We start from the raw sequence: 15,779 nt of genomic DNA on the forward strand, positions 1-15,779 counted from the left end.
GAATCCCATCCCCATGGCAAGCGCCGGCTGCTGGATTCGGGGTCGGCTCTGGTACCCGGAATGACCGTTGAGGCGTCATCCCCGATGGCGGCTAGGGGCACCTGCCGTGGGCAAGAACAAGCGGCCTGCTGCCGCCTCCACGGGCTGAAGTGCACAGCCATAGACGCTTTCCATGTTCTCTTGGGTCAACACCGCCAAGCAGTCCCCGTGCAACACCCGCCCATCTCCGAACACCAGCAGGACCTTGTCGCAGTAGCGGGACACCCAGTACACGTCGTGCAGCACCATGACGAGTAGACGCAAGTCGCGGCGCGCCAAGCTGCTCAGCCGTTCGAGCAGAGTGAACTGCGCCGCCAGGTCCAGGTGTTTGAGCGGCTCGTCTAGCAGCAAGGCCCGCGCCTGCTGCGCCAACACCATGGCCAGTCGCACCCGCTGACGCTCCCCTCCGGAGAGCGTGGCCATGTTGCGACCGGCCAGTTGCGCCGCCCCCACCTGGGCCAGGGCCGCGCGGGCGTGATGCATTTCGTGGGGATCGCCGAAGGTTCCGCCATGGGGATAGCGGCCCAGGCACACCCAGTCGAGCGCCGTGCCCCAGAACAGCTCGGTCTCGTCCTGCAACAGCACCGCCCGTTCCTGCGCCAGGCGGCGACGGGGAATGGCGGCAAGGGGCTGACCCGCCCAGCGCACCTCGCCACCGTCGGGCGCGCGCAAGCCGGCAAGCGCATGGAGGAGAGTGGTCTTGCCGGCGCCGTTGGCCCCCAGGATGCCCCACACCTCGCCCGCCTGGAACCGGACGTTCAAGTCCGCACACAGTAGGCGCCCCGGCACTGCCAGAGCGAGATCGCGCACTTCCAGCATCACCGGGACGCCAACAGCCAGAGAAGCACGGGAACGCCGATCAGCGCCGTGAACACGCCCACCGGCAACTGCTGGGGGGCAGCCACGGTGCGCGCGGCGAGATCGGCCAGGGTGAGAAAACTGCCCCCCGCCAGCGCCGCCGCTGGCAGTAGCCAGCGGTGCCCCGACAGCCCGGCGAGCCTGAGCGCGTGGGGCACGATCAGCCCCACGAAACCCACGGGGCCCGCCTGCGCCACCACAACCGCCGTGGCCAAGGAAGCGGCGAGAAAGAGGACGACCTGCAAGGGTCGCACCGCCACCCCCAGGGCTTGCGCCTGCAGCTCGCCCACGGCCAGCACGTCCAGGCCCCGCGCCAGGAGAAACGTCACCCCCAACAGGGCGACGAGGATGAGCCATAGCCCGACCGGCGCGGTGGCATAGCCCAGATCGCCCATCAGCCAGAACAACATGCCGCGACCGTCGGCAGCAGGCGCCAAGGCGAGCAGCAGACTCACCCCGGCGCCGAAACCCGCGGAGAGCACCACGCCCGTGAGCAACAGCCGGAAGGGATTCCAGGTCAGCGCGCCACTGAGGAGGAACACGGCAGCAGTGGCAACGAGGGCACCGGCAAAGGCTGCCGTCTGCACCCCCGTTATGGCGGCACCGAAAAACACGGCGGTGAGGGCGCCAAGCGCAGCCCCGCCGGCAATGCCGAGAACGTAGGGTTCGGCCAGGGGGTTGCGCACCAGGACTTGGAGCAGCAGGCCCGCCACGGATAGCAGTGCACCACAGGCGAAGGCCGCCGCCACCCGCGGCGCGCGCAGCTCCCAGAGGATGTGCGCCGCCACGTCCCGCTCAGGCTGCAACAGGGCGGCCAGGATCTGCGCCGGCGACAGGCTGACACTGCCCGCAAACAGACCTACCAGCGCGACCACAGGCGCCAAGATGGCGAGCGCGAGCAGGATACGCAGCCGTCGGGTCCGGAATGCCTCGGGCACCACGGGCGAAGCCCTCAACGCAGGCTCATGATGGGCCAGCCACGTGCGCGGGCGATGCGCGCCAACTCGTCGTCCGGATCGACCGCTACCGGGTGGGTGACCTGTTCCAGGAGGAACAGGTCGTTGTGGCTGTCGCTATAAAAATAGCTGTGTTCGGCCTCATCAAGGCGTGCGCCGCGCGCGGCGAGCCAGGCCTTGAGGCGCGCCACCTTTCCCTCGCGGAAGCTGGGAATGCCGACCACACGGCCCGTGAATTCGCCGTCGATCTCTTCCGGCTCGGTGGCGATGAGATGCGCCACGCCAAATTCCTCGGCAATGGGAGCGGTGACGAACCGGTTGGTGGCGGTGATGATCACGCAGGTGTCGCCGGCATCACGGTGTCGCGCCACCAGTCGGCGCGCCTTGTCCGTGATCATGGGCAGGATGCGGCTGGCCATGAATTCCCGGTGCCAGGCGTCGAGCTCGCGGCGCGGGTGCCGTGACAAGGGCCTGAGCTGGAAGTCCAGAAAGGCGTGGATGTCCAGGGTGCCGGCCTTGTACTGCTCGTAGAACGCGAGGTTCTTCGCCTCGTACACCTCACGGTCCAGCACGCCCTTGCCAATCAAGAACTGGGCCCATTCGAAATCGCTGTCGCCGCTCAAGAGGGTGTTGTCCAAATCGAACAAGGCCAGGCGCATGGTCACGGGCAGAAACGAGTCACTTGGTCGCAGAAAAGGCGGGCCAGTATAGCGTAGAATGACGCTTGACCCGAGCTCTCGCCATGAACATCCCGGACCACCTCTTGCCTTCCGCCTGGTACTGGATCGGTCATTTACTGGCCATCGCATTGATCCTGTTCGCGCTAAAACGGGCACCGCTGGCAGGACTCAAGACACCCTGGCGGCTCAATCTCTGGCTAGGTGCCATCGTAGTGCTGATGGTGCTGTGGAGCATCAAGACCGGCGTCAAGCCTGGGCTCAACTTCCACGTGCTGGGGGCGACAGCCCTCACCCTCATGTTCGGTTGGCCGCTCGCCCTGCTCGCCCTGGCGCTGGTGGTGCTGGGCACCACGCTCGCGGGGGAGACCATCGCCTGGCAGGCCCTGTCCCTCAATTTCCTGGTGATGGGCGGGGTGCCGGTGGGCGTAAGCCATGTCCTCTACCGCTTGGTGGACCGGCATCTGCCCAACCACTTCATGATCTACGTGTTCCTGTGTGGCTTCTTCGGGGCCGCCCTGTCGATGGCCGCCACCGGCCTGGCGGCGACGGCGGTGATGGCCGTCTCCGGCACTTACACGCTGGATTATCTCTTAAGCCACTACCTGCCCTATTTCGTGCTCATGGGCTGGTCCGAGGCCATCCTCACCGGCATGGCCGTCACCCTAATGGCGGTCTACCGGCCAGCCTGGGTCACCACTTTCGACGACCAGCGCTATCTGCACAACCGCTGAGACCTAGTGGCGTGTGGGACCAGGCGAGGCAAGCAGCACAGCGCTGAAGAGCTGCTCGGCATCCACTGCATCGAACACGTAGCGCTGGTTGCAAAACTCGCAGGTCACCTCCACCTGCCCCTGTTCTTCGATAATGGCCCGCACCTCGCCAGGTCCCAACAGGCGCAGCATGTCCGCCACCCTGGCCCGGGAACAGGAGCAGGCGAAGTGCACCGGCTCGTTCTCGAAGACGCGCACGTCCTCCTCGTGGAACAGCCGGTGGAGGATGTCGTGGAAAGGCAGCCCGAGAAGCTCGCGTGGGCTGAGGGTGTCGGCAAGCTGGGTGAGCCGGTTCCAGGCATCGGCATCTTGGCTTAAACGCCCTGGCAGCTTCTGCAGCAGCAAGCCGCCGCAGCGCTCGCCGTCGGCGGTGAGAATAAGCCGCGTGGGAAGCTGCTCCGAGCGCGCCATGTAGTGCTCCAGCGCCTCGCCGACACTGCCGCCTTCCACGGCGACGATGCCCTGATAGCTTGCCCCGCCGTCCCTGGGATCAAGCGTGATGGCAAACCGCCCAGTGCCCACTAGCTCAGCGAAATTTCCCGTCGCTTCGCCTTCCCACTTGGCAGTGGCGCGCAAGGCGAGGCCCGCGGTACATTCCACCACCGCCAGACGCAGCGGGCCGCCCCCTTGGATCTGCATCACCACCGCCCCACGGAACTTGAGAGTGGCCGCGAGCAGCGCACAGGCCGCCATCATCTCGCCCAGTACACGCGCCACGCCAGGCGGATAATCGTGACGCGCCAGCACCGCGCGCCAGGTGGCATCAAGACGAACCAGCTCGCCCCGCACGGCGGCCGCCTCGAACAGGAAGCGTTGCAAGGTGTCGTTATCGTTCATCGCGTCGATGCTCGCAATGGCCGAACTCTAGCACAGCCATCCGTTCCCGTCGGACGGCGGCCAGACGCGAGCGCACGAAGCCTTTGTCATTCGGGTGTCGCCGGCAGCGGCGCGGCGCGCAACCGCGGCAGACGCGCGGGATCCCAGTAGGCGAGGGCCCAGCGCCAGACTTCCGCAACGTCGGCGTAAGCGAGCTCCGCCGGCGCTACCTGGCCGAGAAAGGCAAGCGCCGCCACCAGGACGGGTGCGGGGCGAGCCAGATCGAGGGGTGGCGCCAGCGTTTGCTTGGAAAGCTTTTCTCCCAAGGCGTTTACCACCACCGGCAGGTGCAGGTAACGGGGCGTAGCAAGCCCCAGCAGGCGCTGCAGATGGATCTGGCGGGGTGTGGAATCCAGCAAGTCCGCGCCGCGCACCACGTCGGTGATACCCAGCTCCGCGTCATCCACTACCACGGCCAGCTGATAGGCGAAAGGTCCATCGGCGCGCAGTACGATGAAATCCCCGGTCTCACGCGCGAGGTCGACGGCGATCAAGCCCTGAAGGCGATCCTCGAAAGCAATGCGGGCGCCTTCGGTCCTGACGCGGAAGGCACGTGCCGTCTTGCCAGGCCCAAGCCCGCCGCGGCAGGTGCCGGGATAGATGCTGGCGCCGGGCAGGCCGACGATGGAATCGGCGATTTCGCGCCGGCTGCAGCCGCAAGCATAGATGACGCCGAGGCGTTGCAGGGTCGCGAAGGCTGCGGCATAGGCCTCCGTGCGTGCGCTCTGAAAGACCACCGGGCCGTCCCACTGGAAGCCATAAGCCTCCAGGGTGCGCAGGATGGCATCGGTCGCGCCCGGTATTACGCGCGGCGGATCGAGATCGTCGATGCGCAGGCACCACTCGCCGCCACGGCTGCGGGCGTCCAGATAGCTGCCCACGGCAGTAATCAGGGAGCCGAAGTGCAGCGGTCCCGAGGGCGAGGGCGCGAACCGTCCCCGATAGCGCTTAGAGCAATCACGCAGGTCGGACATGGTGGCCAAACAGCAAAGCCCGCATTATCCCACCTACGTCGCCAGTATTTCCCGTCGCGGCAGGGGTTAGAATGCGCACTCGCGACAGGAGGACCGCCACCATGCTCGATAAACAAGCCATCACGTCCGTGCCCATCCATGAACTGCTCGCCCGCCGCTTTAGCCCACGCGCCTTCGATCCGACCCGGCCAGTGAGTCCGGCCGCGGTCGCGGCCCTGCTGGAAGCGGCGCGCTGGGCGCCCTCCTGTTATGGTGACCAGCCCTGGCGCTTCCTGGTGTGGAACCGCAGCGACGATCCCCAGGGCTGGCAGGCCGCCTTCGACTGCCTGGCCGAGGGCAACCAGGTCTGGGTAAAGGACGTGCCGGTGCTGCTGGCGGCGCTCGCGCTGCCCACCTTTCGCCACAATGGCCAACCCAATCGCTGGGCCCAGTACGACACCGGCGCCGCAGCCATGAGTCTGGCTCTCCAAGCGGTGGCGCTGGGCCTGGCCGCCCACCAGATGGGGGGCTTTGACGCCCAGCGGCTGAAAACGACGTTCGGCGTCCCCGCCGAGGTGATGCCCATGGCCATGATCGCAGTGGGCTACCAGGGCGACCCCGCCCGGCTTTCAGGCGAACTGCGCGAGCGGGAGATGGCGCCGCGCACCCGGCTGTCCCTCGGCGAGATCGCCTTCCAGGGACGCTGGGGCACGCCCTTTGCCGCCGCGTGATGTCGGCGAACTTTACAGCCGGCACCGTGAACCCCAGCAAAGCCTTTTCCAATTCATAGGCTTGCGCGTCTGGCCCCGATTTTGCTCAAGCGGCGGCCATGGATCACGAAGCATCGCCCACAGCGACCCGTCTTGGCGTCTTGCTCGCCCGCCTGGTGTGTCGGATTCTCGGCCACCGCTGGCATTTTCTCCACGCCCACCCCGAGGCAGGCAAGGTCTACCGGTGCCGACGCTGCGGGACCGAATCCCGCTTCGTGCGCTAAGCCCATGATTTTCGCCGCTACGCGCCCATGCACAAGCAAGCCTAAACGATCCCGTCAGGTTGGCATGAGCGTTGCTTTCCCCTGGGGCAGATCCCGTGAAAGCTGCTTCAGGAGACACATCATGATCAAATGGCTCGCCAACCGACTCCTTCGCAACCGCAGCAAAGCCAATCCGGACACGGTCATCATCAAAGTGAGAATCAACGACCACTACACCTTCTACTATCCCTTTACCGCGCGCGCGGGGATGAAGGTGCGGGAGATGAACGCCGAGGAATTCCAGCAGTACCTGGCAGCGCGCTGATTCACAACCACAACAAGGTGCTGCACGGCACCCTGGCAGGACGTGACGCACCGGACGCGAGTCTGGTGCGTTTTTGTTTGCGGCTCACTTGTGGGAGGAAAGCCCAGCCACGCCCAGTTTGTCCAGATCCTCGACGCTCAGGAGGCCCGGTAGATTTTCTTCTCGGTCTTCGCGCACCTTGTCCTCGTCGATCATCACGCCGCGGGCGCGCTGGGCACGCAGTTCCCGGTATTTGCTGGAATTGGCGATGAGCCATTCCATGTTGGTGCGGGAGTCGGCATTGGCGAGGGCTTCTTCCTTGCTGATGCGCCCCGCCAGGTGGAGTTCCAGCAGCGATTCCTCGAAGGTCTGGGCACCCTCCACCAGGCTCTGCTCGATGGCCTCCTTGATCTTGTCGATCTCCCGACGCTGGATCAGTTCGGCGATATGCAGGTTATTGATCAGGATCTCAATCGCCGCCACCCGCCTGCCATCCACCCCCTTCACCAGCCGCTGCGAGATCACCGCCTTCAGGCTCATGGCCAAATCCAACAGCAGCCCCTCCTGCGCTTCGGCAGGGAATAGGCTGATGATGCGGTTCAAGGCATGGTAGGCGTTGTTGGCGTGGAGCGTCGCCAGGCACAAATGGCCGGTCTGGGTGTAGATCAAGGCCTGGCGCATGGTCTCCTGGTCGCGAATCTCGCCGATCAACAGCACGTCCGGCGCCTCGCGCAGGGCATTGACCAGGGCGCTGGCATAGGAGCTGGTGTCGATGCCCACCTCACGCTGATTGACGATGGAGCGCTTGTGGCGATGGACGAACTCAATGGGATCCTCGATGGACAGGATGTGGCTGGTGGAATGGGTATTGCGGTGGTCGATCATGGCCGCCAGCGTGGTGGACTTGCCGGAGCCGGTCGCGCCCACCACCAAGATCAGCCCTCGTTTGTGCATCACCAGATCCTTGAGCACCGGTGGCAGGCCCAGACTGTCCACGGACGGCACCTGGTCGGTGATATAGCGGATCACCATGGCCACCGACCCCCGCTGGCGGAACACGTTCACCCGAAAGCGCCCGCAATTGGGCACCGACACGCCAAAATTCATCTCCCAGGTGGATTCGAAGGTCTTGATCTGCTCCTCGGTCATCAGCGCGTAGGCCACGCGCTTGACCAGGGCGGCATCGAAGACCTGCTGGTTGACCGGGCGAATCTCGCCTTCGATCTTGATGTAAACCGGAGCGCCTGCGGAAAAGAACAGGTCGGAGGCGCGTCGTTCCGCCATTAGGCGGAAGAACTGGGTAAGGTCCATGGCAGGTGGGCGATCAGGAAAACAGGGACTTCAGTTTACTTAGCAGGCCCTTGCCGCGACCGTCGTCGCCATCGTCGTTTGCATCCTTTTCCTGCGCAGCCGCGCCTGGTGGGTCCTTGGCCGCCTGTGCCGCGGGACGCACCAACGTGCGGCGGGCCTGTTGATGCACACCGATTTCGCGCAGGCGATTGGGTTTGTCTAGGATGAACTTGGCGAACTCGTCGAGCAGTTCCTGGGTGACCTCATTCACCTCATAGACGAACTCGTTGATGGTGAAGCCGTTTAGGTTGCGCACCTGCAGGGTAATGCGCGCATTCTCGAAGTCAGCGGAGAAGCGGGCCGTCACCGGAATCTCGCTTGCCACCGTGAACACCGCGCGTGTGACCAGCCCGCGCTCATTGCGGAACTCGGTGCACTGGTATTTGAGGTTGTTCTGCCAAAAATAGTCCTTCTGGTTGTCGATCTGCTGCGGGGTGTCGCGCTCGAACTTGATTTGTTTGTCGGTCACGCACTTGAAACGCAGCAAAAGGGTATTGATGAAATCCTTCTGGCCGATGCGGATGGAGTCGATACTGAGGGCGTAATCCCGCGGGCGAAAATCGTCGATCAGGCCAAAGCCATCAATGTAATAACTGCGCCGGAGATCCGGGTTGAGCACGTTGAGCTGGTTGACAAGCTCCTCAAGATACCGCTGCATCTCCTTGTACTTGGTCTGAACCGCCAGGAAGTTCTGGCTGACGGCGACCAATTTGGACTGAGTCTGGGTTTGTTCCTGCTGCCGCTTTAGTTCAGCCTGTTTCTTGAGTTCGTCCAGAAAAGCCATAGATCTGCCTGTACTCTTTTGTTGTGTGGGAAGCTGACGCGGGACGCTTGCCGGATTGTAGAAAAAAACCGCCCGGCTGCCCACCGCGCTAGCCACTCGCACCGGCGCTGCCCGAAATTATCGACGCGTGCTCTCCCGACTTTAGGGAAGCATGTTTCGCAAGAATCGTGCCATCCTCATTGCGCTTGGGAGACCTGCCCGAAAACCCGCTCCTGGACTCGGAAAACGCCGCCGTGCTATGTTGGCCGCCCCTTGCCCACCGACGCGTAACGGCACAAGCTGACGTAATTTTCGACATGCGTGTCCAACACTACGGCCCTGCGCCGAAAAACCGCAACGACTGGAAGACGATCCGCACCCTGCTTCCCTATCTGTGGGAATTCCGCTGGCGGGTGGCGTTGGCGCTCGTCCTGCTTTTGCTGGCCAAGGTGGCCAACGTGGCGGTGCCGCTGGCTCTCAAGCACATCGTCGATGCCCTGGACAAGCCACGGCCCGAGATCGTGCTGCCGCTGGGCTTTGTTTTCGCCTATGGCGCGCTGCGTTTCGCCAGCACCTTGTTCGGCGAGCTGCGTGATGCGGTGTTTGCCAAAGTCACGCAACGCGCCATCCGGCGCGTGGCGCTCAAGGTATTCAGCCACTTGCACGCCCTGTCGCTGCGCTTCCATTTGGAACGCCAGACCGGCGGCGTGTCGCGAGACATCGAGCGGGGGACGCGGGGCATCGGCTTTCTGCTCAACTTCATGCTGTTCAACATCCTCCCCACCCTGGTGGAAATCGGGCTGGTGGCTGCCATTCTCATCGTCAACTACGACATCCGTTTCGCGCTGGTGGTGTTCGCCACTCTGGTGGTGTACGTGGCCTTCACCCTGTTCGTGACCGAATGGCGCATGGTGTTCCGACGCACCATGAATGACATGGACTCCAAGGCCAACACTCGCGCCATCGACAGCCTGCTTAACTACGAGACGGTAAAGTACTTCAGCAACGAGCAGTTCGAGACGCGCCGTTATGACGAAAGCCTGCAGGTGTGGGAGAAGGCGGCGGTGCGCAACCAAACGTCGCTGGCCGCTCTCAATGCTGGCCAGAGCTTCATCATCGCGGTCGGCGTGACCATCCTGATGTTCCTCGCCGCCCGCAGCGTGATCGCGGGAACCATGACCCTGGGCGATCTGGTGCTCATCAACGCCTACATGATCCAGATTTACCTGCCCCTGCACTTCCTCGGCTTCGTCTATCGCGAGATCAAGCACTCGCTGGCCGACATGGAAAAAATGTTCGGCCTGCTGGAAGTGAACGCAGAAGTCAAGGACAAGCCGGGCGCACCGGACCTGCGGGTCAACGCCGGCGAGATCCGCTTCGAGCACGTGGACTTCGCCTACGAGCCCCGCCGCCAGATCCTGTTCGACGTAAGTTTCGTGGTGCCGCCCGGCAGGACAATGGCCGTGGTTGGACACAGTGGCGCGGGCAAGTCCACGCTGTCACGCCTGCTGTTCCGCTTCTACGACGTGACCGGCGGGCGCATCCTGATCGATGGACAAGACATCCGAGAGGTGACTCAGAAAAGCCTGCGTGCCGCCATTGGCATCGTGCCCCAAGACACGGTCCTGTTCAACGACACCATCTACTACAACATCGCCTATGGCCGGCCCGATGCGAGCCGCGAGGAAGTCATCGCCGCGGCGCGGGCGGCTCACATCCACGACTTCATCGAGAGCCTGCCGGACAAATACGACACCCTGGTCGGCGAGCGGGGACTCAAGCTGTCGGGCGGCGAGAAGCAGCGCGTGGCCATCGCTCGCGCCGTCCTGAAAAACCCGAAGATCCTCATCTTCGACGAAGCCACCTCGGCGCTGGATTCCAAGTCCGAAAAGGCCATCCAGGCCGAACTCAAGCGCATTGCCGAGAACCGCACCACCTTGGTGATCGCCCACCGACTGTCCACCGTGGTGGATGCGGACCGCATCCTGGTGATGGATCATGGCCGTATCGTCGAATCCGGCACCCATCGGGAACTCCTGGAGCGCGATGGGCTCTACGCCCACATGTGGGCGCTGCAACAGCAGGAAGACATAGACGGCCTAAAGCCCGCAGCCGCCGTCGTTTGAGTCCGCGCCAGCCATGCTTTGGCGTGGTCCCCAATTTGCGGGATAATCAGCGCTCGGAGTCGCTTTAGATTCCCCATTGCACCCGGTCGGCCCGGAAGCCTGCTTTCCTGTCCTACCGTGCAGCCTTTCAACCTTTTCGCCGGAGCACATAGCATGGCCACCGTGGAACTGACCAAAGACAATTTCGAGCAAACCGTCCTCAACAACGATCTGGTAATCGTGGATTTCTGGGCACCCTGGTGTGGGCCGTGCAAATCCTTCGCCCCGGTCTATGAAGCCGTCTCGGAAAAATATCCGGACGTGGTGTTTGCCAAGGTGAACACGGAGCAGGAGCAGGCGCTCGCGGGTTACTTCCAGATCCGCTCCATCCCGACCCTGATGGTGTTCCGGGAGCAGATCATTCTCTTTTCCCAGGCAGGCGCGCTGCCTGCCCAGGCACTGGAGCAAGTGGTGCAGGGGGCCAAGGCCTTGGACATGGACAAGGTGCGCGCGGAAATCGCCGCCGAACAGGCAGCCGCCGGCAAGGCCTGAAGTTGCGCCTTAAGGCTTCTTTCCGTTCGTCAGGGCGCCGAGCACCTCACGCACCAGGGGCAGAGTAATGGGCCGCTTCACCACCAGGGAATGGCGGTCCAGGGCATCCAGCAAGGCCATCAGGGAAGGCAGATCACGGCGCCAGCTCCGCAGCAGATAGGCCGCCACCTCCGGTGCCAGAATGAAGCCACGCGCGCGGGCGTGCGCCATGAGCGCCTGTTCCTTGTCCGCATCCGACAAGCCGTGCACCTGATAGACGAGCCCTTGGCCCAGGCGCGTCGCCAGCTCGGGACGCAGGCTAAGCTGCCTGGGGGGCATGCAACCGGTCACCAGCATGAGCCCCGTCCCCTCGCGCAGGCGATTGACGAGATCGAACAGGGCCACCTGGGCGGCATCATCGAAGCGTTCCACGTCTTCCACCACCACGGCATCGTGGGCGGCCAAGGCTGGGACATCGAGGGCATCACGACCTGGCGTAAGCCAGGCGGTGCTTAGGCCCAGCGCCCGTGCCCCGTGGACGAAACCCGTCGCCAGGTGACTCTTGCCGCAACCCCGCCCGCCCCAGAGATAGAGAAAACGTTCACCGGCGCGGCCCTGAAGCAGCGCACGCACCCCTGCCAAGGTCTCTGCGTTGGCGCCCACGACGAAGTTTTCCAGGGTGGGTGGTGGCGGGGGTGCCAGCTTGAGTACGAGCTGTTTCATGGCAAGAAGGGCTTTTGCGGTAGAATGCCGGCTTTCATGCAAACGCTACACTTTAGCGACCGGTCCGCGGGAACTCAACCTTGAACACCTCCGATTCCAGCCGTTCCTTGAGCTATCGCGACGCCGGGGTGGACATCGACGCCGGTGATGCCCTGGTGGAAAACATCAAGCCACTGGCACGCCGGACTCTGCGTCCCGAGGTATTGGCCGGCATCGGTGGGTTTGGTGCCTTGTTCGAACTGACGGGCAAGTACCGGGAGCCGGTGCTGGTCTCCGGCACCGACGGGGTGGGCACCAAGCTCAAACTCGCCTTCCAGATGAACCGTCACGACACGGTGGGCATCGACTTGGTGGCCATGAGTGTCAACGACATCCTGGTGCAAGGGGCGGAGCCCCTGTTCTTCCTCGACTATTTCGCCTGCGGCAAGCTGGACGTGGCCACCGCCACCGAGGTGGTCAAGGGTATCGCCCGCGGTTGCGAGTTGGCCGGTTGCGCCCTGATCGGCGGCGAGACGGCGGAAATGCCAGGCATGTACCCGCCGGGCGAGTATGATCTCGCGGGCTTCGCGGTGGGCGCGGTGGAAAAGAGTCGCATCATCACCGGGCGTGACATCGCGGTGGGCGACACGGTGCTCGGCCTGGCGTCCAGCGGTCCGCACTCCAATGGCTATGCCCTGATTCGCAAGCTGTTACAAACCACGGGAGCCGACCTTGCAGCGGACTTCCACGGACGCAGCCTGGGCGACACCCTGCTTGCACCCACGCGCATCTACGTCAAGCCGGTGCTCGCTTTACTTGACCGCGTGCCGGTGAAGGGGATGGCACACATCACCGGTGGTGGCCTGCTGGAGAACATCCCGCGCATCCTGGCCAGCTCCCTCACGGCAGTGCTCGACCGCGATGCTTGGCGCATGCCGCCCATCTTCCAATGGCTGCAAGCAGCAGGCAACGTCGAACAACGGGAAATGTACCGCACCTTCAATTGCGGCATCGGCATGGTGCTGGTGGTGGCGCCCCAGGACGCGCCAGCGGCACGCCGCGTCCTGGAAGAGGCTGGCGAGACGGTGTTCGAGCTGGGCCGGATCGCCGCACGCAAGCCGGGCGAGCCCCAGACCGTGATCCAGTGAACGCTGCGCGGTGAAATCCCTGGTCGTCCTCATCTCCGGGCGCGGCAGCAATCTACGCGCCATTCTCGACGCGGGACTGCCAGCGCGCATCGCCGCCGTCATCAGCAACAATCCGGGTGCCGCCGGATTCGCGTTCGCCCGCGAACGGAACATCGTCACCCGCGTCGTGGATCACCGGGGACATGCCCGACGGGAGGATTTCGACGGCGCGCTGCAAGCTACCATCGACGAATACGCGCCCGACCTGGTGGTGCTCGCTGGTTTCATGCGGGTGCTAACTCCCGCTTTCGTCACCCACTACCAGGGCCGCCTGATCAACATCCATCCGTCCCTGCTGCCGCTTTTCCCGGGTCTGGACACCCATCGCCGCGCGCTCGCCGCCGGCGTGCGCATCCACGGCTGCACCGTGCACTTCGTGACACCCACGGTGGACCATGGCCCCATCATCGCTCAGGCCGCGGTGCCGGTGCGGGAAGACGACACGCCGGAGGTTTTAGCCGCCCGTGTGCTGGAGCAGGAACATCGCCTCTACCCGCAGGTAATCCGTTGGTTTTTGGAAGGACGCATCCATCTCACCCCCGAAGGCCGGGTAGAAGTCCACGGCGTGGATGCCCCCGATGCGGCCCTCTTGGTGCCCTGGAGCTGACATGGTCCGCTGGCTCGGCGCGCTGTTGTTTTTGTGTGCCGTTGCTCACGCCGCCCCCGCGCGTCTTACCCTCCACTACAGCCTAAGCCGCAACGGCCAGGAAGTGGCCGAGGTGGTGGAGACTTTTAGCCAAGCCAAAGGACGTTATTCGATCGAGAGCGTCACCCGGGCGGTCGGAGTCTTCCGCCTGTTAAGCCAGGACAGCATCCGTTTCCTCTCGACGGGCCAGGTGACCTCCATGGGACTCAAGCCCCTGCATTTCGAACATCACCGCGGCAGCCGCGAAGCGCGCCGGATCATCGCCGATTTCGACTGGAAGACGCGCACGGCACGTTTCCAGCACGATGGCGAGATCCACAGCTTGCCGATTCCTGCCGGTCTGCAGGACCGGTTAAGCCTCATGTACCAGTTCATGTACCTCAAACTGGATGCATCCGAGCTCCTGTTCCAGATGAGCAACGGGCGCAGCATCAGCCGCTACCAGTACCGGCGCGTGGGGGAGGAAACGCTCAGCACGCCCGCTGGCACCTTCCGCACCGTGCGCTTTAGCCGCGTGGGCACAGCGGACGAGGACGGCACGGACGTGTGGCTCGCCCTGGACGGCTTGCAGCTGCCGGTGAAGGTGGTGTTCGAAGAAGCCCACGGCGCGCGCGTGACTCAGATACTGACCAGCCTGACGTCGGAGTGATGGGGCACGTGCGCCGACTGCTCTGGGCGCTGGGTCTTTCCCTGCTGCTGCATCTGGCTGTGCTGTTCGCGCCGCCGCCCCCCGTCCCGACATTTGCCCCGCCACCGCCTCTCGTGGCGCGGCTGCAACCGGTTTCTCCGCCTGCCGCGCCCCATCCAAAGCCGCGCCGCAAGCCTGCCGCAGCCACCCCACGCAGCGCGCCCGAAGCGCTGCCGCAAGAAGCGGCCGAAACGGCGCCGGATACCATCGCGCCCCCGCCCGAACTCGCCCCCGCGCCGGATGCCGCCCCCGCGCCGGATGCGGCGCCGGCGCAGGCGGCCGCGGCCAAGGAACCCCAGCCGCAGGATAATGCCGAGTCGCCGCCTCCACCCCTGCCGGGTCGCATCCGCATCGCCTACCGCCTCATCAAGGGGACGCAGGGCCTCGTGGTGGGGCGCATGACCCACGACTGGGAAGCGCGCGATGGCCAGTACACCGTCACCAGCCTGGCGCAGGCTACGGGATTATTCTCCCTGTTCGTGCCGGGCACACTGATCCAGGTGAGTCGGGGCGAGCTCACGCCGCAAGGCCTCAAGCCTCTTTCATTCTGGATCCAGCGCGGCCAGTCTGAAAAGCGCACCGAGTCCGCCAGCTTCGACTGGGGCGCTGGCACCCTGCGTTTCGGTCCTCCCGGGGAGGAGAAGACGGTATCGCTCCCGTCAGGCACCCAGGACGTGCTCTCCATCCTCTACCAGCTTGCCTACACGGCGCCCCACACGGGTGTGCTGGAGCTGGCGGTCACCAATGGCCGCAAGTTCGATCACTACCGCTATCGCGTGGCAGGAGAAGAGACGCTGGAAACACCGCTGGGCGTGCTCGCCACCGAACGGTTGGAACGCATCCAGGCCCCGGGCGAGGATGGCCTGGAGCTGTGGTTGGCCAAGGACTACCGCTGGCTGCCGGTGAAGCTGCGCTTCATCGACCGCAAGGGTGAGGTGGCAGAGCAACTCGTGGAAGAAATCCGCGCCGAGTGAGCCGCTAGCGCGGCGCAGGCACCACCCCTGGCAAAGTGGGCGCTTCCAGCACCCGCACGCTGGTGATGAAATACTGTGTGTCGCCGAAACAGCGACTGGGAATGCCCACGTGCTGTTCATATGCCAGCGCGACACGCTTGCCGGCGGTGGCGTTGATGCGCGCGACCACCGCCGCGTCGCGCACGGTGAAGTAGAACTTTTCTGCCACCGTGCCCGGCATGGACACCAGAGCCATTTCGCCTTCCCAGGTCTTGCACAGCCAACCCTTGCGCGAGAACTTCTGCACATACCCCACGCGCTCGCCGGTGGAATAGCTCCAGTTTAGCACCACCCAGGTATAGGCCGCGAACAGCAGGGCGGTCAAAACCAAGCCAGCCGTCAGCACACGCATCACTCGCTTGCCGGTCGCATCCATGCGTCCCCT

General features: G+C 64.4%; 19 protein-coding genes. 10 read left to right on the forward strand and 9 right to left on the reverse strand.

What is annotated here, in order from left to right; genetic code table 11:
- Window positions 1–75 precede the first annotated feature (75 nt).
- Genes V6E02_RS07915 through V6E02_RS07925 form a run of 3 tightly spaced genes read right to left on the reverse strand, consistent with a single transcriptional unit; the run spans window position 76 to window position 2,512 of the window.
- The gene (locus V6E02_RS07915) at window positions 76–858 is read right to left on the reverse strand and encodes an ABC transporter ATP-binding protein (protein ID WP_347308244.1); all 783 of its coding nucleotides are present in this window, start codon (window positions 856–858) and stop codon (window positions 76–78) included.
- The gene (locus V6E02_RS07920; RefSeq protein WP_347308245.1) at window positions 858–1,853 is read right to left on the reverse strand and encodes a FecCD family ABC transporter permease; all 996 of its coding nucleotides are present in this window, start codon (window positions 1,851–1,853) and stop codon (window positions 858–860) included. Before V6E02_RS07920 ends, V6E02_RS07915 begins: the two co-directional genes overlap by 1 nt.
- The gene (locus tag V6E02_RS07925) at window positions 1,850–2,512 is read right to left on the reverse strand and encodes a histidinol-phosphatase (RefSeq protein ID WP_347308321.1); all 663 of its coding nucleotides are present in this window, start codon (window positions 2,510–2,512) and stop codon (window positions 1,850–1,852) included. The genes V6E02_RS07920 and V6E02_RS07925 overlap by 4 nt, the downstream gene beginning before the upstream one ends.
- A 65-nt stretch (window positions 2,513–2,577) precedes the next feature.
- On the opposite strand from V6E02_RS07925, the gene V6E02_RS07930 reads away from it, so the two are divergent.
- On the forward strand, window positions 2,578–3,264 hold the full coding sequence (locus V6E02_RS07930; protein WP_347308246.1) for an energy-coupling factor ABC transporter permease: 687 nt from the start codon (window positions 2,578–2,580) through the stop codon (window positions 3,262–3,264).
- Between the two features lie 3 nt (window positions 3,265–3,267).
- On the opposite strand, the gene hslO is transcribed toward V6E02_RS07930, so the two are convergent.
- Both hslO and gluQRS read right to left on the reverse strand, forming a co-directional pair.
- Complete coding sequence (gene hslO / locus V6E02_RS07935; protein WP_347308247.1) at window positions 3,268–4,140, reverse strand: Hsp33 family molecular chaperone HslO; 873 nt, start codon at window positions 4,138–4,140, stop codon at window positions 3,268–3,270.
- Between the two features lie 86 nt (window positions 4,141–4,226).
- Window positions 4,227–5,153 carry a tRNA glutamyl-Q(34) synthetase GluQRS gene (gene gluQRS / locus V6E02_RS07940; RefSeq protein WP_347308248.1) on the reverse strand — a complete coding sequence of 309 codons (927 nt, stop codon included), beginning with the start codon at window positions 5,151–5,153 and terminating at the stop codon, window positions 4,227–4,229.
- A 101-nt stretch (window positions 5,154–5,254) separates the two neighbouring features.
- Between gluQRS and V6E02_RS07945 the strand changes: the two genes are divergently transcribed.
- The 3 genes from V6E02_RS07945 to V6E02_RS07955 all read left to right on the forward strand — a co-directional run bounded on the left by V6E02_RS07945 (window position 5,255) and on the right by V6E02_RS07955 (window position 6,430).
- Entirely contained in the window at window positions 5,255–5,863 is a 609-nt protein-coding gene (locus V6E02_RS07945) for a nitroreductase family protein (RefSeq protein WP_347308249.1), read from the forward strand.
- 98 nt (window positions 5,864–5,961) lie between these two features.
- On the forward strand, window positions 5,962–6,126 hold the full coding sequence (locus V6E02_RS07950; RefSeq protein WP_347308250.1) for a hypothetical protein: 165 nt from the start codon (window positions 5,962–5,964) through the stop codon (window positions 6,124–6,126).
- A gap of 121 nt (window positions 6,127–6,247) precedes the next feature.
- A complete protein-coding gene (locus V6E02_RS07955; RefSeq protein ID WP_347308251.1) occupies window positions 6,248–6,430 on the forward strand; it encodes a hypothetical protein in 183 nt (60 codons plus the stop codon).
- A gap of 84 nt (window positions 6,431–6,514) precedes the next feature.
- Here the strand turns inward: V6E02_RS07955 and V6E02_RS07960 are convergent, their stop codons facing one another.
- Together V6E02_RS07960 and V6E02_RS07965 are read right to left on the reverse strand one after the other, a co-directional pair.
- Window positions 6,515–7,720 (reverse strand): PilT/PilU family type 4a pilus ATPase, encoded by a 1,206-nt coding sequence (locus V6E02_RS07960; RefSeq protein WP_347308252.1) that lies wholly within the window; start codon window positions 7,718–7,720, stop codon window positions 6,515–6,517.
- A gap of 13 nt (window positions 7,721–7,733) precedes the next feature.
- Window positions 7,734–8,543, reverse strand: a complete 810-nt coding sequence (locus V6E02_RS07965) for a hypothetical protein (protein ID WP_347308253.1) — start codon at window positions 8,541–8,543, stop codon at window positions 7,734–7,736.
- Window positions 8,544–8,839: 296 nt separating this feature from the next.
- Between V6E02_RS07965 and V6E02_RS07970 the strand changes: the two genes are divergently transcribed.
- The gene (locus V6E02_RS07970) at window positions 8,840–10,648 is read left to right on the forward strand and encodes an ABCB family ABC transporter ATP-binding protein/permease (protein ID WP_347308254.1); all 1,809 of its coding nucleotides are present in this window, start codon (window positions 8,840–8,842) and stop codon (window positions 10,646–10,648) included.
- A 153-nt stretch (window positions 10,649–10,801) separates the two neighbouring features.
- Window positions 10,802–11,179: a thioredoxin gene (gene trxA / locus V6E02_RS07975; protein WP_347308255.1), complete on the forward strand. Its 378-nt coding sequence runs from the start codon at window positions 10,802–10,804 to the stop codon at window positions 11,177–11,179.
- Window positions 11,180–11,188: 9 nt separating this feature from the next.
- Here trxA and hda read toward each other — a convergent pair whose 3' ends face one another.
- Window positions 11,189–11,881, reverse strand: a complete 693-nt coding sequence (hda, locus tag V6E02_RS07980; RefSeq protein WP_347308256.1) for a DnaA regulatory inactivator Hda — start codon at window positions 11,879–11,881, stop codon at window positions 11,189–11,191.
- Window positions 11,882–11,961: 80 nt separating this feature from the next.
- On the opposite strand from hda, the gene purM reads away from it, so the two are divergent.
- The 4 genes from purM to V6E02_RS08000 are packed head-to-tail and all read left to right on the forward strand — an operon-like array spanning window position 11,962 to window position 15,355.
- Complete coding sequence (gene purM, locus V6E02_RS07985; RefSeq protein ID WP_347308257.1) at window positions 11,962–13,008, forward strand: phosphoribosylformylglycinamidine cyclo-ligase; 1,047 nt, start codon at window positions 11,962–11,964, stop codon at window positions 13,006–13,008.
- Between the two features lie 10 nt (window positions 13,009–13,018).
- Window positions 13,019–13,654 carry a phosphoribosylglycinamide formyltransferase gene (gene purN, locus V6E02_RS07990; RefSeq protein WP_347308259.1) on the forward strand — a complete coding sequence of 212 codons (636 nt, stop codon included), beginning with the start codon at window positions 13,019–13,021 and terminating at the stop codon, window positions 13,652–13,654.
- Between the two features lies 1 nt (window position 13,655).
- Window positions 13,656–14,342 carry a DUF3108 domain-containing protein gene (locus V6E02_RS07995; RefSeq protein WP_347308260.1) on the forward strand — a complete coding sequence of 229 codons (687 nt, stop codon included), beginning with the start codon at window positions 13,656–13,658 and terminating at the stop codon, window positions 14,340–14,342.
- An 8-nt stretch (window positions 14,343–14,350) separates the two neighbouring features.
- Window positions 14,351–15,355 carry a DUF3108 domain-containing protein gene (locus tag V6E02_RS08000; protein ID WP_347308261.1) on the forward strand — a complete coding sequence of 335 codons (1,005 nt, stop codon included), beginning with the start codon at window positions 14,351–14,353 and terminating at the stop codon, window positions 15,353–15,355.
- 4 nt (window positions 15,356–15,359) lie between these two features.
- Here the strand turns inward: V6E02_RS08000 and V6E02_RS08005 are convergent, their stop codons facing one another.
- Window positions 15,360–15,770 (reverse strand): hypothetical protein, encoded by a 411-nt coding sequence (locus tag V6E02_RS08005; protein WP_347308262.1) that lies wholly within the window; start codon window positions 15,768–15,770, stop codon window positions 15,360–15,362.
- Between the last annotated feature and the right edge of the window lie 9 nt (window positions 15,771–15,779).

The sequence above is a fragment of the Thiobacter sp. AK1 genome (assembly GCF_039822265.1).
Lineage (GTDB): Bacteria > Pseudomonadota > Gammaproteobacteria > Burkholderiales > Thiobacteraceae > Thiobacter > Thiobacter aerophilum.